The 24,735-nt window shown below is 68.0% G+C and carries 20 protein-coding genes and 1 pseudogene; 8 read left to right on the top strand and 13 right to left on the bottom strand.

Translation table 11 applies throughout. The annotated features are described in order from the left end of the window. The first annotated feature begins 240 nt into the window (after positions 1 to 240). From HUW46_RS46885 to HUW46_RS46875, 3 genes are all read left to right on the top strand, one after another. Complete coding sequence (locus HUW46_RS46885; protein WP_254125603.1) at positions 241 to 771, top strand: hypothetical protein; 531 nt, start codon at positions 241 to 243, stop codon at positions 769 to 771. A gap of 615 nt (positions 772 to 1,386) precedes the next feature. Further along, positions 1,387 to 1,878, top strand: a complete 492-nt coding sequence (locus HUW46_RS46880; RefSeq protein ID WP_215545060.1) for a hypothetical protein — start codon at positions 1,387 to 1,389, stop codon at positions 1,876 to 1,878. Between the two features lie 356 nt (positions 1,879 to 2,234). Next, positions 2,235 to 3,458, top strand: a complete 1,224-nt coding sequence (locus HUW46_RS46875) for a UDP-N-acetylglucosamine--N-acetylmuramyl-(pentapeptide) pyrophosphoryl-undecaprenol N-acetylglucosamine transferase (RefSeq protein WP_331477200.1) — start codon at positions 2,235 to 2,237, stop codon at positions 3,456 to 3,458. A 26-nt stretch (positions 3,459 to 3,484) separates the two neighbouring features. Here the strand turns inward: HUW46_RS46875 and HUW46_RS46870 are convergent, their stop codons facing one another. From HUW46_RS46870 to HUW46_RS46850, 5 genes are all read right to left on the bottom strand, one after another. After that, on the bottom strand, positions 3,485 to 4,162 hold the full coding sequence (locus HUW46_RS46870; protein ID WP_215545058.1) for a formyltransferase family protein: 678 nt from the start codon (positions 4,160 to 4,162) through the stop codon (positions 3,485 to 3,487). Next, on the bottom strand, positions 4,159 to 5,334 hold the full coding sequence (locus tag HUW46_RS46865; RefSeq protein ID WP_215545057.1) for a DegT/DnrJ/EryC1/StrS family aminotransferase: 1,176 nt from the start codon (positions 5,332 to 5,334) through the stop codon (positions 4,159 to 4,161). Before HUW46_RS46865 ends, HUW46_RS46870 begins: the two co-directional genes overlap by 4 nt. Next, entirely contained in the window at positions 5,331 to 6,335 is a 1,005-nt protein-coding gene (rfbB, locus tag HUW46_RS46860) for a dTDP-glucose 4,6-dehydratase (RefSeq protein WP_215550516.1), read from the bottom strand. Before rfbB ends, HUW46_RS46865 begins: the two co-directional genes overlap by 4 nt. A 38-nt stretch (positions 6,336 to 6,373) precedes the next feature. Next, positions 6,374 to 7,000: a dTDP-4-dehydrorhamnose 3,5-epimerase family protein gene (locus HUW46_RS46855; RefSeq protein WP_215545056.1), complete on the bottom strand. Its 627-nt coding sequence runs from the start codon at positions 6,998 to 7,000 to the stop codon at positions 6,374 to 6,376. Positions 7,001 to 7,406: 406 nt separating this feature from the next. Then, positions 7,407 to 7,715 carry a hypothetical protein gene (locus HUW46_RS46850; RefSeq protein WP_215545055.1) on the bottom strand — a complete coding sequence of 103 codons (309 nt, stop codon included), beginning with the start codon at positions 7,713 to 7,715 and terminating at the stop codon, positions 7,407 to 7,409. Positions 7,716 to 7,880: 165 nt separating this feature from the next. Here HUW46_RS46850 and HUW46_RS46845 point away from each other — a divergent pair, with 165 nt between their 5' ends. Both HUW46_RS46845 and HUW46_RS46840 read left to right on the top strand, forming a co-directional pair. Next, the gene (locus HUW46_RS46845) at positions 7,881 to 8,069 is read left to right on the top strand and encodes a hypothetical protein (RefSeq protein ID WP_215545054.1); all 189 of its coding nucleotides are present in this window, start codon (positions 7,881 to 7,883) and stop codon (positions 8,067 to 8,069) included. A gap of 235 nt (positions 8,070 to 8,304) precedes the next feature. Further along, positions 8,305 to 9,744 carry a helix-turn-helix domain-containing protein gene (locus HUW46_RS46840; protein WP_215545053.1) on the top strand — a complete coding sequence of 480 codons (1,440 nt, stop codon included), beginning with the start codon at positions 8,305 to 8,307 and terminating at the stop codon, positions 9,742 to 9,744. A gap of 4 nt (positions 9,745 to 9,748) precedes the next feature. On the opposite strand, the gene HUW46_RS46835 is transcribed toward HUW46_RS46840, so the two are convergent. Further along, positions 9,749 to 10,402, bottom strand: a complete 654-nt coding sequence (locus HUW46_RS46835) for an NUDIX hydrolase (RefSeq protein ID WP_254125600.1) — start codon at positions 10,400 to 10,402, stop codon at positions 9,749 to 9,751. Positions 10,403 to 10,767: 365 nt separating this feature from the next. Here HUW46_RS46835 and HUW46_RS46830 point away from each other — a divergent pair, with 365 nt between their 5' ends. Continuing rightward, the gene (locus HUW46_RS46830; protein WP_215545052.1) at positions 10,768 to 13,629 is read left to right on the top strand and encodes an AfsR/SARP family transcriptional regulator; all 2,862 of its coding nucleotides are present in this window, start codon (positions 10,768 to 10,770) and stop codon (positions 13,627 to 13,629) included. 1,771 nt (positions 13,630 to 15,400) lie between these two features. On the opposite strand, the gene HUW46_RS46825 is transcribed toward HUW46_RS46830, so the two are convergent. Next, a complete protein-coding gene (locus HUW46_RS46825) occupies positions 15,401 to 15,586 on the bottom strand; it encodes a hypothetical protein (protein ID WP_215545051.1) in 186 nt (61 codons plus the stop codon). Positions 15,587 to 16,065: 479 nt separating this feature from the next. On the opposite strand from HUW46_RS46825, the gene HUW46_RS46820 reads away from it, so the two are divergent. Continuing rightward, positions 16,066 to 19,560 (top strand): nSTAND1 domain-containing NTPase, encoded by a 3,495-nt coding sequence (locus tag HUW46_RS46820; RefSeq protein ID WP_215545050.1) that lies wholly within the window; start codon positions 16,066 to 16,068, stop codon positions 19,558 to 19,560. A 283-nt stretch (positions 19,561 to 19,843) separates the two neighbouring features. Here the strand turns inward: HUW46_RS46820 and HUW46_RS46815 are convergent, their stop codons facing one another. From HUW46_RS46815 to HUW46_RS46790, 6 genes are all read right to left on the bottom strand, one after another. Then, positions 19,844 to 20,029 carry a hypothetical protein gene (locus tag HUW46_RS46815; RefSeq protein ID WP_215545049.1) on the bottom strand — a complete coding sequence of 62 codons (186 nt, stop codon included), beginning with the start codon at positions 20,027 to 20,029 and terminating at the stop codon, positions 19,844 to 19,846. A 468-nt stretch (positions 20,030 to 20,497) separates the two neighbouring features. Beyond that, on the bottom strand, positions 20,498 to 21,037 hold the full coding sequence (locus tag HUW46_RS46810) for an aminoglycoside phosphotransferase family protein (protein WP_215545048.1): 540 nt from the start codon (positions 21,035 to 21,037) through the stop codon (positions 20,498 to 20,500). Then, positions 21,037 to 21,360 (bottom strand): hypothetical protein, encoded by a 324-nt coding sequence (locus HUW46_RS46805; RefSeq protein WP_215545047.1) that lies wholly within the window; start codon positions 21,358 to 21,360, stop codon positions 21,037 to 21,039. Before HUW46_RS46805 ends, HUW46_RS46810 begins: the two co-directional genes overlap by 1 nt. Positions 21,361 to 21,486: 126 nt before the next feature. Next, positions 21,487 to 22,608, bottom strand: coding sequence for a methyltransferase domain-containing protein (locus tag HUW46_RS46800; RefSeq protein ID WP_215545046.1), 1,122 nt, complete (start codon positions 22,606 to 22,608; stop codon positions 21,487 to 21,489). Further along, positions 22,605 to 23,558 (bottom strand): MvdC/MvdD family ATP grasp protein, encoded by a 954-nt coding sequence (locus HUW46_RS46795; protein WP_215545045.1) that lies wholly within the window; start codon positions 23,556 to 23,558, stop codon positions 22,605 to 22,607. Before HUW46_RS46795 ends, HUW46_RS46800 begins: the two co-directional genes overlap by 4 nt. Next, a complete protein-coding gene (locus HUW46_RS46790) occupies positions 23,555 to 23,938 on the bottom strand; it encodes a hypothetical protein (protein WP_215545044.1) in 384 nt (127 codons plus the stop codon). The genes HUW46_RS46795 and HUW46_RS46790 overlap by 4 nt, the downstream gene beginning before the upstream one ends. Before the next feature lie 178 nt (positions 23,939 to 24,116). Between HUW46_RS46790 and HUW46_RS46785 the strand changes: the two are divergent. Further along, a pseudogene (locus tag HUW46_RS46785) lies at positions 24,117 to 24,580 on the top strand (NAD-dependent DNA ligase LigA); the annotation flags it as partial. Between the last annotated feature and the right edge of the window lie 155 nt (positions 24,581 to 24,735).

Here is a 24,735-nt window from a genome sequence, read left to right as displayed (position 1 = left end):
GGCGCAAATCGGTATCAGCGCAGCCGACACCGGTGTCGAGACTGAGCTCGGTGGCGGCGCTGAAGCGCATCCTAAATCTCGCAATTGCGATGCCGTCCGACGCGCGAGTGACAAAGCGTCGCGATACGCGTCGGAATTCCCAGGCGGGCGCGGGCCGAGGGTCGCTACAGTTGGTGACCACGCCGGACCGTCGGTGCGAGCCGAGGGCCGGTCACCGTCGCGGCAGGATGAGGAGCGCGCATGCCCGATCAGGACGGCCCCTTCGGTGATCTCATGGCGACCACGCCACCGCGGGTGTTGATGTCGCTCAATCCTGAGTACTACGACCTGATGTGGGCGAGACAGAAGTTTCACGAATTCCGGCGCCGCTACCTCACCGGCCCAACGACCTGCTTCTTCTACCTCACCGCCCCAGAGTCCCGCCTCGCACCGGTCATCGACCTGGACGCGGGGATCGCCGGAAGCCCGGAGAAGCTCGCACGAATCGCGGAGGTAGCACGGCAAGGCAACGGCCAATCCGTGTACGACTACCTGGCCCGACCCCCAGCCGGAGGAGTAGCGCTCCCGATCAGGCGCGTTCGCGAGTACCGACCCGGCTTCACTCTAGCGGAGCTGGCAGACCGGATAGCCGGGTTCCACCCACCCCAGGGCTACACATTGATCGACAATAATCCCCAGTTGAGCGCGATCGCGGACGAACTTCTAGCCAGTGAGATCGAGCGGGAGATGACTGTCGACTCCGCCGCGCTCGCCATCGACGGCGAGGGGTGAGCACGGTCGATGCCCGTCGACGGCAGAACGAGGCATCGGCCGTGCGGTCGCCGAGACACGCCGACACGGCCACCTGCATCGCGACGCTCTGTGGGTTCGGTACTGGCGAAAGTCGGCAACGACGTACAGTGCCAGACCGCCGGAATGTGGCGCCGATAACGGCGCCGAGCAGCAGACCGAGGCGTGCGGCTCATCCTACGGATCCGAGGTCGTCGTGATCGTTGCCGGTCACAACGGAACAACGTCATCCTGAACGATCCGGGTCAGTCGGTGCGGCCTGAAATCGCGCGCAGACCTCCGAAACATCGAGTGGACGGTCTGTGATCGATGTCAGCGAAAGAAAGGACGCGGCTGGTCGGTCCACCCGAGCAGGCCGAAGGGGACGCCATCGAGGTAGGCACGGATCCCGGCGAGCGGGTACGGGATCTTATTGTCGACCAGGCTGTCCGTCACAGCGATGCGCGGCTTGTCCGACTGTGCCGCTAACTATCCGGCTTGATGCTATCTGCGACGAGGGTCCGGCGACCGCTGCCCTCGTCAGTCGCACTTTCAAGACGGACGCTGCCCCGGGGGCGGAAGGGACCGCTGCACGTGTCCGTCGGCTATGCTTGGAACATGTCCACCGACTTCTCGCAAGAGGACGATCAAAGCGGCGCCGAAATCGCTCGCGTCGCACTTCAGCTCGCTCATCTCGTCAACACTTCTGGAACTGACCGGTCCACAAAAGTTCTTTCCTGTCGGCTGCTCGCGAAGATCGGCAAGGACGTCCAGGAGAAAGCGATTGACCGCGACAACCAGGATTCGCAAGGTCTTGACGACAACATCCTCGAAGGCGCGCGCCGTGTGGCACGCTGGCGAAGAAGTCTTGCAATCAGTCTCGCGAGCCTTGCCTTTGTGACCGCTTCTGTGGTGTGGAGTGGGTTGCTTCTCTGGAATGCGTCCGCTTTTGCTAGTTCGACGAACGCGGGGCTGATGTCCGCGATGGTGTTGGGGTTATTGGGTCAACTTGCAGCGGTGGTAGTAAGCTATCGCGAATTAACGCTGGCGATCGACAAACTAGGTGAGAAACAGCATGATCGCCGAGTGTTCACAATTGAACAACAGTGACGCGCTGTTGTTGCGTGTCGCTTCGCCGGTCTCGGCGAACACGGATCTGCTCATCACCGGGGTCGAGGTCGGCGCCAGCAAGCTCACCAATGCCAGCATGCTGTAGTGCGGCCGAGGCGTACCCGCCCTGTCAACGGTACGGGTCCTCGTGCTGACCAAAGGCACGTCGGGACTTATCCAAGAGCATTTCCAGCTCCTCGCGGGACGCATTCGTCCGGCGGAGCGCTAGGGCAGGGCATCCCGCGGAGGCGTACCGCAGCTAGGTCGCCGCGCGGACAGACCTGCCCCGTCCAGACGGTCGGACCACGGGTAGGAGACCGGGGGCAATCCGGTCCCGTGAGTGTGGAACAATTCGGGTGGCTGGACCTGTGGTTGTCCCGTATGGGGTCGGACTATTGTGGAATCGAGATTGGACCTTGGTGGCTCGTAATCAAACCTTCCGGGTTGTTGTCGGTGGCGGGGGCACGGGCGGGCACACCTACCCAGCGGTAACGGCTGTCCAAGCTCTGCGCTCGCGGTTGATCGAGTCTGGATGCGACCTTGAGGTTCTGTGGATCGGGACGAGGGACAGCCTGGAGTCCCGGGAAGCGGCCAGCGAAGGAATCCCCTTTGTCGCGATGGCGACGGGGAAGATTCGTCGGCATAGAAATCCGTTCAAAATGCTGAGTGTGAAGAATCTTCGGGACATGCTGCGCGTGCCGGTTGGTGTAGTCCAAGCTCGCCGTCACATTCGGCGTTTTCGTCCCGACGTGGTGTTGGCGACGGGGGGTTACGTGGCTGTACCGGTGGGGGTGGCGGCGCGCTGGGTGCGGCGGCCGTTGGTGGTGCACGAGCAGACGGTGCGGTTGGGGTTGGCGAACCGGCAGCTGGCTCGGTTCGCGACGGCGTTCGCGGTGTCGTCGGAGTCGACACTGGACCTGGTGCCGGATTCGGTGCGCAGAAAGGCGACGGTGACGGGTAACCCGGTGCGAGGCCAGGTGCTGTCTGGTGACGCCGACCGCGGCGCGGTCGCGTTCGGTCCCGGCCTGGACCACGGGTTGCCGACGGTGTACGTGACGGGTGGTGCGCAGGGCGCGACTCAAGTCAACGAGCTGGTTCGGGACAGTCTGCCGTCCTTGCTGGAGCGGGCGAATGTGTTTCACCAGTGCGGCGCGGCGAATGTGGCCGAGTACGAGCGGGTGGCGGCGGAACTGCCGCCGCGGTTGGCGGCGCGCTACCGGGTGGCCGGGTATGTCGGTGCGGAGTTGCCGGACGTGCTCGCGCTGGCTGATGTGGTGATCGCCCGCAGCGGCGCGGGCACCGTCGCGGAATTGACTGCGCTGGGCAAGGCCTCAGTGCTGGTGCCGCTCGCGACGGCCGCGGGCAATGAGCAGGTCCACAACGCCCGGCACCTCGAGACCGCGGGCGCGGCAGTGGCGCTAGTCGGCGAGGCTACCGCGGCGGACCTGCGTGACGCGGTGCTGCCACTGTTGGAGGATCCCGAGTACCGGGCCGAGATGGCGAAGCGGGCCCGCGGGCTGGGGCGGCCGGACGCGGCACAGCGGCTGGTCGACCTGATCACGGCGGTGGCCGATTCCTAAGCTCGGTCCGCCGATTCCGTGGCAGGTCAGCTGCGGGTGCCCGACGTGTGGTCGAGCGCCGCGGAGACGCGTCTCGTCCAGTCCGCGCGGTCGCCGAGCTGGTCGTTGTTCGTCGTGAAATGCGTGACCGCGCGGCCGTGATCCTGGGGGCGCGGCTGGATGTGCTCCAAGCGGGGCAGCGTGTCGGAAAGCAGTTGGCGGCCGTAGGCCATCGTGCGTTGCCACACATCGCGCACTTCGTCGATCTCGGGCCAGATGGTGAACCGCACTTCGGCGAGGACAGGGCCGGAGTCGATGCCGTGGTCGATCTGGTGAACGGTGATGCCGTGGCTGGTTTCGCGGTTGCGCAGTGCCCAGTTGACCGGCCGGACGCCGCGGTAGCTGGGTAGGGGGCCGGGGTGGCAGTTGATGATCTGCTCGGTGGCGTCGACGAGGGCGGGGCCGAGGAGTTTGTCGTAGAGCACGCTGACGATGAGATCGCAGCGTCCTGGTTCCAGGTCCTGCCAGTCGCCGGAGTAGATGATGCGTGCGTGGGGCCAGTGACCGGCGGCGTGCTCGGAGAGCCGGATGTCCCAGTCCGGCTCCGGGGCGGTGGGGATGACCGTGTCGAGCACGGTTCCGGGGAGCGCGGTGATGATGTCACCGGCGTGTGCGGCGAGGGCTCCCTTCCCCAGCAATGCCGCACGGCGGCCTGCCGCGGTCACGGGTGGCTGTCCTGCAGCCCGGCCGGTGCGCTCGCTGCGCTGGTGGCGAGGGCGTGCTGGAGCGCGTCGGCGACGATGTGGATGTCGTCGGCGGTCAAGTCGGGGTGGAAGGGGAGGCTGAGGATCTCGGCTCCAAGCGTGTCGGTGGCGGGCAGCGGTCGTGTCCAGCGCTGGAACGCGGGTTGCTGGTGGTTGGGCGGGTAGTGCACCCCGACCGCGATGCCTTGCGCCCGTAGTGCGGCGTGGACGGTGTCGCGGTGGCGAGCGGGGACGCGGACAACGCAGTTGAACGGCACCGTGCGCTCGACATCGAGGTCGATCATTACCACGTCCGTGAGGCTGTGCAGCGCGCGCCGGTAGGTCCGCCAGAGATCGCGCCGCCGCTGTTCCATCTCGGGGAACCGGTCGAGTTGAGCCTGCCCGATCGCAGCGTTCAGCGTGGATAGGTGGTAGCGCAATCCGAGCCCTGCCACGGTGTAGTTCGCGGCGGCGCCGTGGTGCTGGGGCGCGGTGGTCATGCCGAGCAGCCGGGCTTGGCGCAGCGCTGTGGCGTCGGCGGTGGTGCGCGGGACGACGGCGCCACCGTCACCGCAGGTGAGGGATTTGATGGCGTCGAAGGAAAAGCACGTCAACACCCCGGTGGCGCCGACCCGGACGGTTGCGGTGCGGGAGCCGAAGGCGTGGGCGGCGTCTTCGACGACCACGATCCCACGCTGATCGAGTAGCCTGCGGGTGTCGCCGAGGTCGACCGCGCGGCCGCCGTAGAGCACGGGCATCACGGCACGGGTCGCCGGAGTGAGCGCGTGCTGGATCTGGGCGGGGGTGACGCAGAGGGTGGCGGGGTCGACGTCGACGAACCGCGGGACTGCGCCGGTGGCGCGGATGGCGTGCACGCTGGCGCAGAAGGTCAGGCTGGGCACGATCACCTCGTCGCCAGGCCCGACTCCGGCGACGTGCAGGGCCAGGTGCAGTGCCGCGGTGCCGGTGCCGACGGCGACGATGTCGGGCACACCGAGGTAGGCGGCGAGGTTGCGTTCGAACGTCTCCGTTTCGGGCCCGTGGCCGTACTGCCCGTGTTCCAGAGCGCGGGCGATCGCGTCAAGTTCGGTGCCGTAGAGGTAGGGGCGCGCGTTGGCGTGCACGCCTGTGGGCGCGGTCACCACGGTGGTCATGCGCCGACCGCCTCGGCATCGCTGCCGACCGCAGCAGGGACAGGAAGAGGAGCCAGCGGCCAGCGGTCGGTGTACTGGCGGTACCAGGCCACGGTTTCGGCCAGGCCGTCGGCGAAGTCCCGCTGGGGCCGGAACCCGAGGTCGGCGATCTTCGACCAGTCCATCGCGTAGCGCATGTCGTTGGCGGCACGGTCGGGCACGTAGGACACAGCGCCCGCGCTGGCGCCCAGCATGCGCATGAGATGCCCGGTCAGCTCGAGAGTGTTCAGGTCGGTGCCACCGCCGATGTTGTAGATTTCGCCGGGAATTCCGCGGCGCAGCACCAACTCGATGGCGCGGCAGTTGTCCTGGACATGCAGCCAGCTCCGCATGTGCTGCCCGTGCCCGTACACGGGGACTTGCTTGCCGGACAGCAACGTGCGCAGGAACAGGGGAATCAGCTTCTCCGGATGCTGGCGCGGCCCGAAGTTGTTAGAACTGCGGGTAATGCAGACCGGGACATCGAAGCTGACGTGGTAGGAACGAGCGATGAGTTCGGCCGCGGCCTTGCTGGCCGCATACGGCACAGTCGGGTTCAGCGGATCGGTTTCGCGTGCGCACCCGGTGGTCAGGGACCCGTAGACCTCGTCGGTGGAAACCTGCACGAACTTCCGGACCCCGCACCGCATCGCGGCGTCGAGAACAGTCTGCGTGCCGACGACGTTGGTCGACACGGAATTGCCGACATCTCGCAGCGAGCGGTCCACATGGGACTCCGCGGCAGCGTGGATGACGGCGGAATGCCCCGGCATCAGCTCGTTGACCACGGCGCTGTTGCACACGTCGCCGTGGACAAAACGGAATTTCGGGCTTCCCTGCGCGCCGGCGAGGTTGCGCCGGTCGCCAGCGTAGGTGAGGGCGTCGAGCACGGTCACCTCGGCGACGTCGTCCGCGGCGATGAGCAGGTCCACCAGGTGCGAGCCGATGAACCCGGCTCCGCCGGTGACGAGCACAGTGTGCATCATGATCGGTCCAATCTGTCCAGCTCGCGGGAGAGCAGTTAGTCGATGTCAGGAGGGCGCTGGCGGGGTTCGAGCACGGGGACGGTGGTGTGGGTGGGCAGCAGTCCGGCCTGTGCGCAGCGGCGCAAGGTCGGCGCTGCGGCGTCGCGAGGAGACAGGATCGGCTCGACGTCCTCCGGCCACGCGATCGCGATCTCTGGGTCGCGCGGGTTCACTCGTACTTCGCGGTGAGGGTCGTGTTCGGAGGAGAGCAGATACGTCAACACAGCACCCTCGGTGAGAGCGAGAAACGCGTGCCCGAGCCCGGCTCCAATGTGGACACTCACCCCGCAAGTGGCGTCCAAATGCTCCATGACCCATTGCCCGAAGGTCGGCGACCCTATTCGGACATCGACGACGACATCGAGAATTTCGCCCGCGACACAGGTCACCTGCTTGACCTGACCAGCCGACACGCTGATGCCGCGCAACGCACCGCGATGGTTGATCGAACAGGTCGCCTGCCGCGGCCGCAAACACCCAGCGAAAGACTCGTGCAGATCGCTTTCCCGATACCACTCGCGGATACCGCCGCGCGGATCGCGGTGGACCGTCGACTCGATACGCCATGCCCCTGCGATGGATAGCGCTTCGGCCGAGCGAGCGCGTCTGCTGCGGGAGCCCATCAGGATTTCCCGCCGAAGGCGGGCTCGAGGAGCTGCGAGATCACAAGCTCGCTCCAGGCCAGGGGAGGCCACCGCGACCTACCATGGACGTTGCCGCCTCCGCCACGCCGCACGGGACGTCGTCGTCGGCGAGCGGCCCGCGGTAGTGGCCGTCGATCGGCGCCACGAGCGGGGACGGGACGGTCAGCGTCGCGACGACACCACGGCACGGTGATCGTCGGCAGCCAGCGCGGTCGCCGCTGAGGGCATGACGCCCCGCGGTGGAAGAGCATGCGGATGAACGCCGGATAAACCCGACGAAATCCGCGAACCTGATAGTCATGATCCCTCCGCAAAATAGGTCACCGATGGCACCGGTGCGTCACCATCGCGAATGGAGCGTTCGATCCTTTTCTTGAGAGCGTGGTCACTGGGCGGCATCGGACTCACCGTCACGAGCGACCACGTACGCGCCGACGGAGACGTTGAGTGCCTGCCACGCAACACGATGCAGGGTGATCGCAGGAAGTCCCATCAGGACGGCACTCGCCGACAGGGTCGCGATCAAAATGGCCCGCGAGTAGTCACCGAGGATCGCGATGAGTGACGCGATAAAAAACAAGCACGCCAGGGTGAAGAACGTTCTAAACGCCGTCGCCCACCAATACGCGACGCGCAGTGGGCGAATGTGTCCGGTGAGCGCACGCCACACGAGAACACGATCACGGCCGGACACAGACGCTCCCGCACGGGCGAACATGTGCCCGGTCGCGGCCACCCTGTGACACGCGGCAGCACCGGTGGACCGTGGCGGGCGCGAGGGGCCCGGAGGCTCAACCCCCGCTCCCGCCACGAACTCATGGAGACCCCCGGCCATGCCCGCCGCTGTCCCGCCGCCACGGTGCGTTCCAGGCTGATCGGCGTCGAGGAAGCGAGGGTGATCACGCCGAACGCGCCGCAGGTAGGGGAGCACCGCGAACACCACGGCAGCGCCCGCGGCAAGGACCATCACCAGGTACACCGCACACGTCCCGGCGCTCACGACGCGGACCGCCTCGACCTGATCGGCGCTCCGCGTGAGGTGCGGTGATCGCTGTGCGCTACCTGATGCATGCCCAGAGCGTCTATCGATGCTGGCGGGCGGACAACGACAACGACGTATGGGTTTCGAGCAGCACGTGCGACGCGACGCCGGATTCCATACATGAGCCGTATGACGGTCATGACAGGGGGTGCTGAACCGCCTACACTGCGGCGCGAACGGTGAGCGAGGGGTGATCGGGATGCCGGGAGCGGCGCGAACGTGTGACGCTTGTGGCGCCCGCTTGGCCCGCGACCGCAAGAGCGAGCACTGCCGCGGCTGTACCCGTCGACTGATCTCCGACGCGGCGCAGCCGCAGCCCGCGACCTTCTGGCACGCCGATAGCATCCGCGCCGCACTCACGGCCCGCCATTTCGGTCAGCTCTTCGCGGCCTACCGCCACGAACACAAACCCCACGTCTCCCAGGCCAGGCTCGGCCTCTGGATCGGCCTCACCCAGGCCCAGGTGAGCCGCCTGGAAGCACCCGGCGCTCGCGCGCCGGGAGACCTGTACAAACTCCAGCGATGGGCAACGGCACTGCACGTGCCGACCGACCTGCTGTGGTTCCCCGTTTTCCATACATCGAACGAATCGGCGTACTCGGCAGCCGAGGCTAGCCTCGACGACGTGCAACGGCGACAGTTCTTCAAGACCGCACGCGCCGGCGTCACCGCGATCGGCGCGTCCCTGCTCGCAACCCCAGCGACGGCCACGACGGTCGTCAAACCGAGAAGCACCGACGCCGAGATCGTCCGCCACATGACCGAGACATTCCGGCAGCTCGACAACCGGTTTGGTGGCGGGCACAGCCGCGGAACGACCTCGATCACCAGCTATCTGACCTCGAGCGTGACACCCATGCTCAACGACCCCAGCGGAACTGCCGCCGCGCGCGAGGAACTGTTCGCCGCCGCCGCCGAACTGCACCAGGTCGCCGGCTGGAGCGCGTACGACGTCGGCGACACCGCACGCGGACAGCGGTACCTAGCAGACGCGTTGACGCTCTCGCAGGACGCCGGCGACGATGCGCTCGAGGCCGAGATGCTCGCCGCCATGTCGCATCATGCGGCGTTCACCGCGGCCCTGGCCGACCACACACCGTCCGACACATCGCGCGTCACCGCCCGCGACACCGCCCTCGACATGGCACTCGCCGCCAGGCGAACAGCGACACGGTCGGGCCTGGCCGCGCTGCACGCGGAGGCCGCGGTCCTCGAGGCGCACGGCCACGCCCTCAAAAGCAACACACCGGCGTGCTTCGCAGCACTGCGTGAGGCCGAACGCGCTTTCGAACGATTCACACCCGGCGGCGGGCCCCAGTGGCTGAGCTATTTCGACAGCGCCTACCTGTCCGCGAAGTTCGCGCATACCCTCCGCGACCTCGGCCACCTGCCCGAAGCCGAGCAGTTCGCCCGGCGGTCGCTGGGCATGAGCGACGGGTACGACCGGGGGCGCCTGTTCAACACCGCCCTCCTCGCGTCCATCCTGGCCGGACAGGGCCACGTCGACGAAGCGTGCGCCGAGGCGACCACAGCCGTGCGGATGTGCCAGCGCGTCCGGTCGGTCCGCGGCAGTGCCTATCTGGCTGACGTTGCCCGGCGCCTCGCCCCGGTCCGCTCCGACCGCCGGGTTCGCGCGGTCTACGCGGAGATGAGAGCCGTCGGTGTGCCCACCCCGGGGTAACGGCTCAGCGGTAGAACGCGAGGATGTGCAGGAGCGCGACCTGCGATGCCGCGCCGACAATCTCGCCCTGGGTAATGCGGTCCCGGACCGAGTCCAGCGGGATCCACGCGACCCGCTCCGCCTCGTTGATGTCCGCGGGTTCACCGATGTAGGCCGACCGCCGGGCCACGTACAACAGATTCTCGGCGTCGGCGCTGCCGACGATCGGCTGCAGGGAACCGAGCGACTCGACCTCAAGCGGGCGCCACCCGGTCTCTTCCTCCACTTCACGCGCCGCGGTCACCGCGGGATCCTCGTCCGGGTTGACATAGCCGCCCGGCAACTCCCACACCCAACGATCGATGATGAACCGGTGCCGCCACAACATGAGCACCCGGTCGTGGTCGTCGAGAACCGCCATCATCGCGGCTTTACGGATGCGGAACACCCACTGCTCGAACCTCACACCGTCGGGTAGTTCGACCGAGGCGATGCTCACCCGATCACGACGTGTGTCGTCAACGAGTCGCTCGCCGTGGATGGTCCACCGCGTGAGCGCGTGTGCGTCGTTCTCGTCAGTCACGCGGGCAGATGCTACGGCCAGGCTGGCGGCGGTCGAAGCGGGTGCGGCATACCGGCTGTTCGACCGCGCGTGTACCGACGCGGACGCCGCGCGCACGGCCACATCCCGGTCACCGGCCCGCCACCTGCTCGAGGCCGACATCGTGTGCACAGCCGAACCGCAGTTCCCGAAGGATTCCGCCGCTGTGATCGCTGTCGACCAGCGCACATGCGCAGCGCTCGTACGGCGGGTGCCATCCGGGGGTGCGCGAGACCCGGAACGGTCATTCCGGTGGACCGGGCTGGTTTAGGCAGTAGTCGTAGGTCCAATTCTGGTCGGCGTCGACGAGACAGGCGATCGTCGCGGTGCGGGCGCCACGGTGAGCCGGATTCGTCGCTGCCGGGGGTGCGGTCGGTGCTGCGGGAGCTGTTTCGGTGGCTGTGGCGAGACCGGCCCCGGCAATGAACAGGCCGGCGGTGAGAATGAGCGTGGTGCGGCTGGCCCTCGATTTCGCGGCCGTTGACATGCGGTACACGGGGAAGGCTCCTTCATTTTTCCGGGTGACGCCGACGAATTCCGTGTCGACTGTCAGGCTCGACCCGCTGTGCACCGGCGGTGCATCATGGGTGCACTGGCTGCCGCGGTGTGCTGACAGGGGACGGGCCATGGAGTTTCGGGTGCTGGGTCCGGTGCAGGCACGCACGGCGGACCGGCCGATCACGATGGCGGGGCCGCGTCAGGAGCGGATCTTGGCCGCGTTGCTGCTCGATGCTGGCCGGGTAGTACCGGTGTCCCGGTTGGTCGATGTCGTGTGGGACGCCGACCCTCCGGCCACGGCCGTGCGGCAGGTACGCAACCTCACCACCGCGCTGCGCCGGACCCTGATCGACGCGGGAGCAGACACGGACGTCATCGTCGCGGACGGGACTGGGTTCGTCCTGCGCCCGCCGGTATTGGACCTGCGCACTTTCGAAGACCATGCCGGGCGCGGCGAGTACCGCCAGGCGCTGGCCTGCTGGCGTGGCCCGGCGCTGGCCGGACTCGGCAGTGCCGCGCTCGCCGGTACCGCCGCATGCCTGGAGGAACGGCGGCTGTCGATCTGGGAGCTGTGCCTGGCCGATGAGGTGGCCGCGGGCGAGGATGTCGTCGCGGAGCTGTCCGCGCTGGCCGCGGAGTATCCGTTGCGGGAGCACCTCGCCGGCTTGCTGATGCGGTCGCTGCACCAGCGTGGACGGCAGGCGGAGGCGTTGGGCGTCTACGACCGGGTGCGGCGCCGGTTGATCGACGAGCTGGGTGTGGAGCCCGGCGCGCAGCTGCGGGCCGTCCACGGAGAGATCCTGCGTGGCCCGGCGGGAAACCGGGCCGGCCGGTGCTATCTGCCGTACGAGGTGCCCGATTTCACCGGCCGCGACCTCGAGATCGAGCAGGCGCTCACGGCGGCACGTCGAGGGGTGCCGGTCGTGATTGACGGCATGGCGGGCGTCGGGAAGACAGCCATGGCAGTCCGAGCCGCGAACCGGGTAGCAGCGGCATTTCCCGACGGGCAGCTGTTCGTCAACCTGCACAGCTACACCCCTGGGCGGACACCGTTGTCGCCCGAGTCCGCGCTCGGATCTCTGTTACTCCAACTGGGTCTCCCGGCACAGCAGCATCCCGACGGTCTCGACGCTCGGGCTGCGCTGTGGCGAGCACGAACGGCAGATCAGACGTTGCTGGTGTTGCTGGACAACGCCGCCAGCGACGACCAGGTGCTGCCGCTATTGCCCGGCAGCGCGACGGTCGCGGTTCTGGTGACCAGCCGTCGCCGCCTTCCCGGTATCGACGGTGCCGTGCCGGTGTCGCTGGATGTCCTGCCCGCCGACCAGGCGGCGGTTCTGTTCACCGCGGTCTCCGGCCGCGCCGACGAGGGAGTGGGCAGACTGTGTGGTTATCTGCCGCTGGCGATTCGGATCGCCGCGGCTCGCCTCCGGCACCGTCCACAATGGTCCACCGCCGAGTTCACCGACCGGCTGTCCTCCGAGCAGAACCGGCTCGCCGAACTCCGCACCGGCGGGCGGGATGTCGCCGCGGTGTTCCAGCTGTCCTACGGGGAGCTGACCAGCACCCAGCAGCGCCTGTTCCGGCTGCTCGGATTGCACCCCGGCAGCCTGATCACCCCGCGCGCAGCGGTCGCCCTGGCCGCCATGCCGGAACCGGACACCGAGCGTGTGCTGGAAGACTTGCTCGACGCGAACCTGCTGGGCCAGCCCAGCGGTGACGGATACGCGTTCCACGATCTGCTGGCCGACCACGCCCGCAGCCTCACCGCGATCGACAACGCCACCGGCGCGCTCGACCGGCTTCTGGACTACTACCGCGCGGGCGGCGATGAGCACTGGCACACCGTCGAGTTGCCCAACCTCGTCACGATCACCGAACACGCCCTCGCCCGCGGGCGTTACGACCACTGCTGGCAGATCGCCGACCACATGGCCACCTACGTGCTCGACCGTGGCCACCGAGCCGACTTCCTCACCATCGCCCAAGCCGGAACCACCGCCGCGCACCACCTCGAGAACCCCCATGCGTTGCAACGCAGCCTGCGCCATCTCGCCGTCGCCCACTGGGCCGCCGGAGACTTCGACCAAGCCACGGCATGTACCGAACAGCAATACCGCACCGCCCGCGACGCACACGATCCGGAAGGCGAAGCCAACGCGTTGGCCAGGCTCGGTGTCCTGCGTGGAATCCGGGGAGACTATCGCGAGACGATCAGGTGTTGCCAGCAAGCGCTCGCGTTAACAGAAAATACTGACGACCCGACCTTCGCCGGCCGAACGTACGGCAATCTCAGCCATGCGCAATCAGTACTCGGGCTCTTCGACGACGCACTCGCATCGGTGCAACGCGCGCGACTAGCTCATGAACGGGCAGGCGATCACCACGGTGCGGTTCTCAGCGCGGCACATCACGCCGTCCTGCTCGCCAAACTCGGCCGCCACAGCGAAGCCCAGGCTACCGCCGACAAAGCCGTACGCGACGCGACCACGCTGGACAATGACTTCGGCGAGGCCATCTGCCGCGGCGACTACGCCGAAGTCCTGCTCACCGTTGGTCACCCCGACCAGGCCCGGGACCACGCCGAGCGTGCCGTTGCCATCCTGACCCGGCTGAACAATCCACCCCAGCTCGCCGTGGCCACCAACCGCCTCGCCGCCGCATGCCACGCCCTCGGCGAACCACAAGCAGCCCTAGGCCACTACCACCGAGCAGCCCGACTGGCTCGTAGGTTCGGCGACGTCACCGAAGAAACCCGTGCCGTCGACGGCCTCGACCACGTCCACGCCGTGACCACCGGCCAATAACGTCTTCGCGCCGGGAAAACATCACCGGCGATAGCCGCTCGCTGATGACATCGCGTGTTCGGGTCTTTCTGGATGGAGATCACGCCGTGCCTAAATCGTGTCGGCCGTGCGGGGCCAACCGCTCGCCACATCTGCGCTGCCTTCCCCTCGTGCGGCGTCACTGACCTGACAGAGTCGGACAGGCCGATTCTTCCGCGCGGGCTCCGGCGCCGCGTCGAATGCAGGGGCGCGGCCACACGTCCCGCGCCGCCATTCTGAAGAAATCTCACCACGCGCTGCTGTGGGCGCGTCCGCGAACTCCCCAGGATGCAGACGCAATCGTCCCCCTTGTTGTTCACCATTGATTGTTTACAACCGTGTCCGTGACCGTGAACAGTGCAGATCCGGTAAACCAGTCATCGCCGACGGTGGACACACGTGAACCGATGTGACCGCCGCGGACGGAACATCGCACTTCACACTGGACTGAGCGAAGGGAATTCTCGATGAGCAGCACAACAACATCCGTGCGGGCGGTGGTCGCCCGGACCACCCTCATTCTCGCCGCGGCCCTGTCTGCGGCTGGTGGCGGCCTGTTCGCCGCCGCTGATGCCGCGACCGGGCCCGCATCGGCCGTGGCGGTGAATCACGCCGCAGGCCTGAGGTCGGTCACGTGCATCGTGAACACCGACGGCGCCACGGTTCACACGGGTCCCGGTCCGGCCTTTCCGGCGCTCGCGCGACTCCCGCGCGGCCAGGGGGTGCAAATCATTGGAGGAATGTGGGGGACGGATGGGCGCTGGTGGGCATCGGTGGATGTGTGGGGTGGTGCACGGCAGGTGTGGATCCCCCGTGACCACCTCACCTGCCCTCCGGACCCCGGGGCGCGGCCAGACCGCTCCGCGTGACACGGGAACAGGACACGACCTGACCATCGGGCCTGTCGTGGAGCCGCGCGCTCCGCGACAGGCCCGCGGCCGATCCCGCACACACCCGGGTGTCCCGCTGGCTCACCCCTGCCGGGGCTCGGCGGGGTCGAGCGCGTCGCGACGGGTGTGGATGGCGGTGCTCAGCACCCTTTCGCCGTGGAACTCGTCGAGATTGGACGCCGCCAATCGTCGCGGCGTAGGAGATGTTCTCGGGCCGCGACACATGTGCGGCCCACCTCGCGGTGGGCGGGCGGCGTCGCGGTTCTTGGACGCAACTCGTCCTGCCCCGGAATGGTTCCCCCGCAACCCTGCCGCACGGGGTGGGCATGCGGAAACAAGGAAACGCTGCCCGGGCCCCAGGGGCCGTGACCGTCTGCGTCACCCGCGATGCATGGGAGATGACCCGGCGCTGGGCGTGCGTGCCCTGCCTCTGCCAGCACGCCAGCGCGTGCCTGCTTGCCGCGCGCCCGGGGTTCGTGACACTCAACTGACCGGGCCGGTCGTGCTGCGGCGCGGTCAGTTGAGAACCGAAGCCCGCCAGGCACAGCGGCCACCGCGCACGCACCCTCCCCATCGTGGTTGCGGTTCGGGCGGCGCAGGAGAACAGCCGTCGCGATCAACCCGGTCCGGAGTGCCCGTGCCCACGCCCCGGCACATCACACCTGCCCACACGGCTGGCCTGGACGGAAGCCGCAGCCTGGGGCGGGACCTCCCCCCCCTCGACGAGGTCCCGGACCCAGGCCCGATCAGCAGGCGCGTTGACGACGCACGCACCACACGCCTGCCGTGCACCGCGGATCCCCCGATGTCAGTTCGTCAGGGACTTCCACGATGACCGGCGACAGCGCTGACCTGGCCCTCGGTCAGCAGTTGAGGAAGTCGCGGCGGATCCACACGTTGTTGGCGCCGCCCCACAAGTTCCCCGCGTCCCACCAGAGTCCATCAACCGGGTTGTTGCCCCAGGTGCCGCCGGTGATCCAGATTCCCTGCCCGTGGTTGACATGGCCCAGCGAGGGGTACCGGGTGCCGGGGCCAGTGCGGTAGTTCACGCCGTCTTGGTTGACGAAGCACTTGGGCAGCGCACGCGTGCTGTGATGCACGGCCGCGGATGTTCCCGGGTGCGCGGGCGCTGCCTCCGCGGTGGTCGCCAGCGCTGCTCCGGCCAGGCACAGCCCGGCCACCGCGGCCAGAGACACACGACCCGCGAGACCGGGGCGAACTTTCGATGTCGACTGCATTGGTGATGTTCCTTCCTCTTCGTGGGGCGGCGAGGTTCGTTGTCTCGCCGCCGATGACGCGCCGACAGGGTCGGGATCCAGTGCCACGTTTCGGAAGTGATCCCGTATCGACGGATTCCGTTTCTACCGCGCTCGCCGTGTTCACGGTCGGTGGTAGTCGTCGGACAAAGAAACGCTGAACATCTGTTTCCCGGTTGCCCGTGGGGAAACACTCCCCGGCAAGTCTTGGATGCGCGAATAGGTACTGCTAAACAAAACATAGGCGACGAATCGTCGGGGGAGGGATTGTCATGGCACGACGGGAGGGGCCGCTGGACGGCACCGATCCGGTGCTGCTCGAGTTCGCACGCGGGCTGCGTGACCTTCGTACCCGGGCGGGGCTGCCGACGTTCCGCGAGATGGCGGCCTCGGCGCATTTCTCCTACAGCGCGTTGTCGGAGGCCGCGAAAGGGCGGAAGCTGCCGAGCCTGGAGGTCACGCGCGGGTTCGTGCGGGCGTGCGACGGCGATGTGGCCGAGTGGGAACGGCGGTGGCGCGCCGCCCACGCTGCTGTCACCGCGACCGCGGTCGCCGCCGACCGCACCCCGGGCGATGGCCATGACGCCGGCCCAGTGCGTGAGTGCCCCTACCCGGGGCTCGCACCGTACCGGGAAACCGACGCCGACCGGTTCTTCGGCCGGGAACAGGTTGTCGACGACCTCGCCGCGCTGCTCCGCGCCGGGCGGTTCGTCGCCGTGTTCGGTCCCTCCGGGAGCGGGAAGTCCTCGGTACTGCGGGCGGGCCTGATTCCCCGGCTGGCGGGGCAAGCGCATCGGGTCCTGCTGTTCACGCCGGGGCCGCGGCCGTGGGAGGAATGCGCGGCGCACCTGGCCGACATCCTGAACCTGCCCGCGAGCGCGCTGGCCACCGAGTTGGGCGCTGATCCGGCGAACCTGTCCGCCCTCGTCCGGCAGGTATCGGCGAACCAGCCTGACGCCGCGGACGTGGTGCTGGTCATCGACCAGTTCGAGGAACTGTTCACGCTGTGCCAGGACGCGACCGAGCGCCACGCGTTCATCGCCGGGCTGATGGGCCTCGTCGACGGGCCGGGCGGCCCAGCGCGGGTCGTGCTGGGCGTTCGGGCTGACTTCTACGGTCACTGCGCCCAGCACCCCGACCTGGTTCGCGCGGTGCGGGATCGCCAGGTGCTGCTGGGGCCGATGAGCGCGGACGAACTCCGGCGAGCGGTGACCGAACCCGCGAAGAAGGCGGGGTTGGTGGTGGAGACCGCCCTGGTCACCCAGATCGTCGCGGACACGGTCGGACGCGACGGCGCCCTTCCGCTGATGTCGCACGCCCTTGCCGAGACCTGTCGCCGTCCGCGGGGCACGACGCTGACCTACCGCGCCTACGACGCGGCCGGCGGCGTGGCAGGCGCGCTGGTGCGCACCGCGGACACTGTCTACACCGCGTTCACCCCAGCCGAGCAGCGTCACGCCCGCGATCTGCTCCTCCGTTTGATCGAACCGGGGGAGGAGACCGAGGACACCCGCCGCCGCATCCGCGCCACCGAGATCGATCGCCAGGACAGCACCGCCCTAACGGTGCTCGCCGCCCTGACCGACGCGCGCCTGGTGACGCTGGACCAGGACACCGTCGAAATCGCGCACGAAGCCCTGATCCGCAGCTGGCCACGATTGCAGACCTGGATCGAACAGGACCGCGATCGGCTGCGCGCCCACCGCCGCGTCACCGACGCCGCCCACCGCTGGGCCGAAGCGGACCGCGACCCGGGCCTGCTGCTCACCGGCCCCCGCATCGAGTCCGCGACCGACTGCACCGCACACGAGACCACCGCGCCGTCCCCGCTTGAGCGGGAATTCGTGACCGCGAGCCGTGCGCTGGCGCGTCGCCGCCGGCGCCGACGACGTGCCCTGGTGGCGCTGGGCGTCATTCTGGTGGTGGTCGCGGTAACCACGAGCATCGTGGCGATCGACCAGCGCGCCGATGCCATCTGGCAGCGCAACATCACACTGGCTCGAATCCTCGCCGACCGTGCCCAGAACGAGCAGTACGGCACCTTCGACACGCGTGAGTTACTGGCCGCGGAGGCCTTCCGGCAGGCACCGATAGAGGAGTCCCGCAGCGCGTTGCTGGCGGTGCAAAGCGATCAGTCTCGCGGCTTCGGCTACCTACCGGATGAGGCCGTTCGAGGGATCACACGGCACACCCCGTCAGCGGCCGCGTTCAGCGGTGACGGCCAGATCCTCGCGGTAGCGGTCCGAAGCTCCCTGTGTCTGTGGAGCGTCGTCGCACGTCGCTGCGAGCGGCCGGTGACGCTGCCGGACCGCGACATCGTGGGTGTGGCGTTGCGGCGCGAGGGAACCGAACTCTGGTCGCTGGACCGCGCCCGCGGCGCATCCGATACCACCCCTGCGGTCCTGCGCCGGTGGAACACCGCCACGCTGACCTCCCGAGTCGTCGACACGACCGACACCGCCGGATCCTTCAGCATCGCGGTGAGCCGGGACGGCCGGGAACTCGCCCTCGGTGGCGACGGCCAGCTGTCGGTCATGGACACGGGCACCGGGCGCGTGACCTATCGGCGGAGCACCCCTCCGGGTCCCGTTCGGGGCATCGCGCTCCTGCCCGACGGCTCGCCGCTCAGCGGCCATCGGGACGGGACCATCCACACCTGGGATCGGGCTACCGGCGCGGATCGCCTTGTTTGCGCCGACCCTGGGGGAGAAATCGCCAGCGTGAGCGTCGCCGACAACGGCGACGACCTCGTCTACACCACCGGGGGCATGATCAGCACGATCATGCGCCGGTCCGAACCCGACCACCGGCTCTCCGCCGGCGGCGGACCGATGCGTATGTCCGGGAGCGCGATCACCCCCGCCGGCGACCTGATCGCCACCGTGATCTCCAACGTCGCCGTCCAGTTCTCCGACAGGGCGAACAACACCCTCACCGGACGCGCGGTCACCGTCGCCCCCCGAGCCGCCGGGTACAGCGCGGACGGGGCCATCGCCGCGCTCTCCGATACCGGCAGAGACGTCCGCCTCCTCGACACCGGGAGCCGTCACGACATCGGGGCGTTGCAGGCATCAGGGAAGGAAGCGACCGAGATGGAGTTCACCAGCGGGGACCGCGAAATCGCGGCGTTGAACACAGACCGTTCGATCACCGTGTGGGACCGAGCTACCCGCACCATCATCACCACGATCCCCTCCGCACCCGCCACTCCCGTCGCAGCGGGGGACGCCACCGCTACACCCACTGCGCTGCGTGCTTCGCTTGTGCGCCTCGGGCGCACCCCGCCGGACTACGACCCTGGTGACGGCACGGTCGCGGTCAGCGCCGATCACGCTCGCCGCGTCATCGCCGGCAACGGTGAAGCACGCCTCATCGACACCGAACACGACCCGACAACCCTGCCGATGCCTGACGAGAAGATCACCTCCGCCGCGTTCAGCACGGACAACCGCCGTGTCGCACTGGGCACCAGGAGCGGGAAAGTGGTGATCTGGGACCTGGCCACGACCACCGTGTGGGCTCGGCTGACCACCACGAACCGGCCGATCACCCGCCTCGCGTTCACCCCGGACAATACTCATCTGATCACCGGCGCCGCCGGCACCGCGTCAAACTCCCCACGGCCCGGCGACCTGATCTGGAACCTCGACGAGACAGCCAACCTCGAACGAATCTGCCGAAACGTCAACCCGGTCGAACCGGACACCTGGGAATCCGCGCGGATCCCCCTGCCCTACACCCCCATCTGCACACCCCCGAAAAACTAACCACCGGGCACAGGACGTTCCCGCACGATTTCTCACTGGACGACGGTGATTGAGACCCGCGCGCCACGGCAATCCCGTTCTGAACCACTTATCCGGCACCAAGACAGGCTGGGGAAGCGCCGAAGCTGGACGGGCTGTCGCTGGCGCTGGTCTAGGAGGACGGACGGCTGGCGCGGGCGGTCACCCGAGGCAGTCCGGGGATGTGGCCGCGATTTGGCGCTCGGGGCGCATTGGGAGAGCCCGCGGCACCTAACGGGCGCGGTGACCAGGCGTTATCTGGGGGTCATTGTGGTGTGGCACGCCGCAGCGCCGCGGCTGCCCGGTCACGTTGCCGCCGAGCGCGCACCGCGGCGATTTCCTCCGGGGTCGCTTCGCCGAAGGCCCTTTCCAGGTTTTCCGTGACTCGCTCGACATGCTCCCGGAAACGCGCGATCTCGGAGAGGTGGTCGTCGAGCGTGTCCAGATCCACGCACAATCGGGGGTTGTGCCTGCTGACCCGGACGATCCATCGGCCTCGGTGCAGCCGAGGCCGGGGCAGCCTGCGAGTGAAGGGCTCCAATATCTGGACCAACTCGGCGTAGCGCTGGTCCACCCACGCGGGAACAGCGCGATGACGACGAGACAACCACACGTCATCCATTGAACCAGGACATGGCACGGTGGGGCGACCTCGACCCGCCTGAGGACACGGTTGACGCGCGGAGCTCTCGTCCATCGATGTTGGCTGGTGGAGGGTGATGTCGGCAGGACACGCGGCCCACGACCGGGCGACAACGCGGCCGTTTCGCTGCGGACCCAACTAACTGGCGGTGTTCCGCCGAGGGGACTGCTCGGGACCGGCCCAGGTCCAATCACTACGCGGGCATGTGCCCTGTACCGGAGTTCAGTCTGAGTTTCGCCAGCGACCGTGGGGGATCCGACGGCGTCGGCGTGCCCGCTACATGCTCAGGTGCGCCAGCTGGGTACGGCCGAGAGCGGTCAAAGCCTCGCCCAGGCCGCGGTACGGCCCGTCCTCCTGCGCGAGCGTCAGGTACCGGCAGGCTGCGAGTAGCAGGGAGACGCGACCGCCGGGCTCGGTGAGGACGTCCGCGCCCATGCGCAGCACTCGCACCGCGACCGCCGGTACCAGGAGGCTGTTGCAGTACAGCGTCGCGAGGTCGTACTCGGCGGGAGCCGCCGCCAGGTCTCCCCAGTCCAGGATCGCAAGCTCGGGGCCGGTGAGGTTGCCCCAGTGCAAGTCCGCGTGCGCGGTCGTCCACACCAGGTCCGGAAGCCGCCCGTCAAGATCCACGTCGAAGAAGCCGCGGACGTTGTTGATCAGGTAACGCTCGGTGTTGACGGTGCCGGCCACAGGCGGCGGGTGTGCGGAGAGGTGCTCGAGTGCGCGGGCGAGGTCCTCCCACCAGCGGTCGGGCAGATGAGGGTCCTCGCGGAGCACGCTGTCGGCGGACAGGGCTGCGCCGGGAACGCGGGTCATCAACTCGGTCCGCACGCGATCGCCGGGAAGCTCGACGCCATCAACGTGCGATCGGCCCACCGCAGGACCACCGGCTTGGGAACGCCCTCGATCGCGTTGGCCTCGACGTCGCCGTCCCAACGGCACGCTGGCTGGTAGTCCGGGTCTTCGACGACCACTCGCAGCCACAGCCGTGTCCCGTCCCCGTCGACGACGGGCGCCCCGATCGACCGCGTGTCGTACGGGATCACGGTGGCGCCCTCGATCGTCACCCCGAACTCGGCCGAGTCACGGGCGATTTTGCCGTCCAGCCAGCGGCGTCGATCCTCGATACGCGCGTCCATGATGCCGTAGTCGCCGACCACATTTTCGTGCCTTAAGTTGCATTGTTCTTCACGTTTCCGTCACATTTGTTGAATGGCTCCTGAAGGATGTGTGGAAATGAGGCGACATGGTGTTGGTGATGATGATCAACTGACGACGTTGCCGGGTTCGTCCAACCACACGACGCTGGTGTCGGCGTCGGCTGTCAATCCGAAACGGCTCCAGGAGGGTTCGTCCCAGCGGCTCCAGGAGTTCCGGGCACGTTCGACGTGATCCCACAGCGGGGTCGGGCCGCCTTCACGCAACTGCCGGTCGCCCGAATCATCTGCGCTCAGATCGATCTCGCACCAGGAGCCGTCTGGCGCGGACAGGCTCGCGCTCCGAGGCAGCCGGGTATCGGGGTCGAGGATGTAGCCGGTGCGCAGCCCGCGAGGCAGGTCCAGGCAGGCCATCATCCACATCTCGCGGCAGGTCCTCCACGGCTCGGCGGGTGCGCTGGTCATCCTCGTCCGGTCGGTTTCCGCGCGAGCGGCACGGGCTGGTTCGGCGGCATCGTCGTGGTGCCGCATCTCCATGAACGCCGCCCAGCGATCGGTGAAGTGGCCCTCCAGTCGGTCGTCGAACCGCTGCAGCACGGCCAGGTTCCCGGCTCCGGTGTTGAACTTGACGTCGGCGATGAGCTTCCCGCCGAGGACGAGTTGCCGGACCCAGCTCGCGGGTATGCGCGGCACCGAACACGTCGCGATGATCCGGTCGTAGAGAGCGTGTTCACTCCATCCGTGGATGCCGTCGCGGGCGGCCACGGATGGTTGGAAGCCGGCAGTGGCTAACCGCTGCCGGGACAGTTCGATCAGGTGCGGGTCCATGTCGATCGAGAACACGTTCGGCGAGCCCAGGCGGTGAGCGAGCAGGGCCGCGTTGTACCCGGTCCCGGTGCCGATCTCCAGCACCCGATGGCCATCGCTGATATCGAGGGCTTCCAGCATCCGCACCATGAGATCCGGTTTGGTACTTGAGGACACGGCCCGGTTGTGCTCGAGGTCTGTGACCAGCGTCGTGGCTGTATAGGCGATCTCGGCGGTGTCGACTTCCGTCCAGCTACCGTCGGATTGTTGCTGGTACGCCGTGGGCACCAAAAGGTGCCGGGGCACCGCCGCTATGGCCGCTGCCCACGCGGGATCGTGCAGATCACCGGACGCGGCCAGCTCTGCGGCTAGGGCCGAGGCGCGCGCCTGCCACCCGTCGTTGACCACTGCGGTGCTCGTCATGTTGTGGCTCCGGCAAGCAGATCGGCGAGTTGCTCGGTGAGCGGCGCGTTCGTGGCCTGCTCGACAAAGTGGTACTGCCCAGCGGGATTCAATTCCAGCATGCACCAACTTCCCGAGGGCGTGATCACGAAATCGAACGCTCCGTAAACCAAGTCGAATTCCTTCATCAGCTTCCGGATACCGTCGGCAACGGCGCTGGGTGGCGTGACGAGTTCGTAGGACAGCGAGGCATAGTCCGTGCGGTAGTCGATGTATGCTTCGGGGCTGCCCGCGGTGATCGCGGCCGCCGTGATGATGTCGCCGATCACGATGACCCGCGCCTCCTTGTCTTTCGGAACCCAACGCTGGAACAGGTGGGCGGTGTGCTCGACGCCCCGGAGATCGCTGAGCTCGTTGGTGCCGACGGGGCGGGTGTAGACATTCTTGCGGACGCCATCCTCATCCAGCGCCATGCCACCGACCAACTTGCTCACCATCGGCCCATCGGCGGCGAACTCCCGCACGGCCTCCGCCTGGTTGGTGATCAGCGTGTCCGGCACGACCAGCCCGCAGCGAGCTGCGCGCGCGAGCTGGACCGGTTTATAGGCGGCGTCGGCGATCCTGGCCGGATGGTTGCACCACGGGACCGGCAGTGACGACAAGACACCACCCAGCCCGTACTTCGCTTCGACGTGCGCATGCTGCGCTTCCGCGGACGACAATGTCTCGGGCATTCGGTACGTCTCGGGAGACCGGTACCAGACCGCGTCCACGTCGCCGAGGTCGAGCCGGCCGCGCGGGGTGGTGACGGTCCCGCACCAGTTAGTGCATCGAATCCGAGCGTTCACCTGCATCTTCGTCGGAAACCACGCGGTGTTGACACGGAACACGTCGACCCCGCGCACGCCGAGCACGCCGACCAGGCGATCCGCAGTCGGGTCCAGGTCTCGCGCGAGAACGAGAACGGTCACTTCGTCGGGCCGGGGTGGTCCGGGTAGTAGTCGTAGCGCCAATCCTCGGAATTGCCCTCGTCGCCATCCAGGTGCGACACCGAGTCCGCCGACGGATCGGCGGCGACGATCTCACTCACCGGCTGCCCAGTCGCGGTCACGGCCACCTGCAGGTCATGGTCGTAGCGCCACCCCGACAGGCGGGCACGGCCAGCCGCTCTCGCTGCCACCGGCTCGGCAGCACGGAGGTTCCACGGCCGAACCCCGGTCGGGGACGGCCGCGTAGTGCCTGCCGGGCCGTCTTCCGGGCGAGCCAGCCCGAATTGGCCAGAATGGGAGGCAATCGGGTCGTTGACGAACCCCAGCGGGACGGTGAACGGGGCGGACGGCTCTGCGGTCATCGTCGGTCCTCTCTTGGTCACCTCCAACATCCGTCAGGATCGGGTCGAGGTCAACGACCAATCGGGGGTGCCCGTGATTGTGGAGCAGGCATGCCGTGCCCAGTCCACTGTGCGTCGACCGATCGCCGTGTCGGTGTTGGCCCGGTGCTGTCGGTGGGCACGGGTAGCGTGCTGTGCCGTGGACGCTGGGAAACGCATTCAGGAACTCGCCGATCAGGTCGTGGCGCTGCGCGACGCCTACTACCGCGGCTCGCCGAAGGTCGCCGACGCCGAGTACGACGAACTCGAGGACGAGTTGCGCGGGCTGATCGAGGCGAACCCTGACCTGGCGCCGGAGCCGAACCCGTTGGAGCGGGTGGGCGCGTCGACGGTGCTGCACGCGCCGGTGCGGCACTCGCGCCCCATGCTGTCGCTGGAGAAGGCGACCAAGTCCGAGCAGGTCGTGGCGTTCTTCGACCGGTTCCCCGGCCAGCCGGTGGTGGTGATGCCGAAGCTGGACGGGCTGTCGCTGGCACTGGTCTACGAAGACGGACGGCTGGCGCGGGCGGTCACCCGCGGCGACGGCACCACCGGTGACGACATGACCCGCTGGTGCGGGCGCTCGCGGGCAGGGTCCCCGAACGGCTCGACACGCCGGGCCGGCGCGGGTCCGAGCAGCCCGGACCGGCCGCGCGACCCTGCCGGAGGAAATACCTGGACTCCCTGATCACCGGTGGGCCGCTCGTGACCTCTCTCTTCCTGCGGTCGATCGGTGTCGCGATCGACCGCACCGGGAACTGTTGGCTGACAGCCGCGAC

Origin of the sequence: Amycolatopsis sp. CA-230715 (assembly GCF_018736145.1) — a bacterium.
GTDB lineage: Bacteria > Actinomycetota > Actinomycetes > Mycobacteriales > Pseudonocardiaceae > Amycolatopsis.
This window is presented reverse-complemented; position numbering and strand designations above follow the sequence as displayed.